The sequence below is a fragment of the Arthrobacter rhombi genome, assembly GCF_039526245.1.
In the GTDB taxonomy this organism is placed as follows: Bacteria; Actinomycetota; Actinomycetes; order Actinomycetales; family Micrococcaceae; genus Arthrobacter_H; species Arthrobacter_H rhombi.
This window is the reverse complement of record NZ_BAAAIV010000026.1, coordinates 1-1,014: the sequence shown is the minus strand read 5'-3', so window position 1 is coordinate 1,014 and position 1,014 is coordinate 1. Positions and strand designations below refer to the sequence as shown.

Genomic DNA, 1,014 nt, shown 5'->3' with positions numbered 1-1,014 from the left:
GCCCGACACTGAGATCGTCCCTGGGCCCTGCAACGAGATCTCGCTATCCGAAGCGCTCACCATCCAACCCGTCGGTTCACTAGTACCAGCCTCCCAAGCCTTGGCCCGCCAAGTCGTAGACGATCCCGACGTCTCCGTCTGGATTCGCACTTCCAGTCGCTGCCCGGCCTTCTGGACATAGCCAGGCAAGACCTTGTTGGCGACCATCGTTTCGACTCCACCGACGACTCTGACGAGCCCGATCTGTACCGTCTGGTCAGATCTGAATTGGATCTTCACCATGTACTGCCCTGCCGCTGATTTATGCAGTCCGGTATCAAAGTGCAAGTTCGCACCTTGCATGACCTTGTCCGTCCCAACAACGAAACTGGCATCCAGATCAGAAACATTGACACCTGACAATTCAGTCGTCCGCTTCTGCGCCGGGTTCAGCGTCATCTGCCCCTCCCCGTCGGCAACCGAGAAACCGGCTTGACCGGACCATTGACCGCCATCATCAGCAGTCCCCCAACCGGTGGAAACGTCACGATTGAAATCATCGCTGGCAACCACCCCGTCAGCAGACGCCTCGCTTGCCGTCACCGTTTTCGTCACAGTATCGACGGCGCCCAAACTATCCGTCACCGTCAAGACGACGTCGAACGATCCAGCCTCCGCAAATGTATGACTAGCCTTCACGCCTGTTCCGGAAGCCGATCCGTCACCCCAGTCCCACGAATACTGCATCGTGGCACCATCTGACGCCTTGGACGCACTCGCATCAACCGAAACCGACATATCAGAACTCTGCGCGGTGAATGAACCCACCGGCTTATCGTGACCAACCGCAACACCGGCCGAAACCACCGCGCTCTCAGCACCCGTCGAGTCCTTCACGGTCAACTTCACCGTGTAGGTCCCTGCCGCGGCATACTGATGACTCGGCTTGGCGCCAGTAGCAGATTTTCCGTCGCCGAAATCCCAGGCATACGAAGCAACAGTGGCACCATCGCTAGCCGTCGAACCCGACCCATC

General features: G+C 58.4%; 1 protein-coding gene and 1 pseudogene. Both read right to left on the bottom strand.

The genetic code is table 11. The features are described from left to right. Positions 1 to 888 (bottom strand): PKD domain-containing protein (locus ABD088_RS17180; RefSeq protein ID WP_425546048.1); only part of this gene is annotated, 888 nt, incomplete at its 3' end. Further along, a pseudogene (locus ABD088_RS17295) lies at positions 889 to 1,014 on the bottom strand (PKD domain-containing protein); the annotation flags it as partial. It abuts the gene before it with no gap.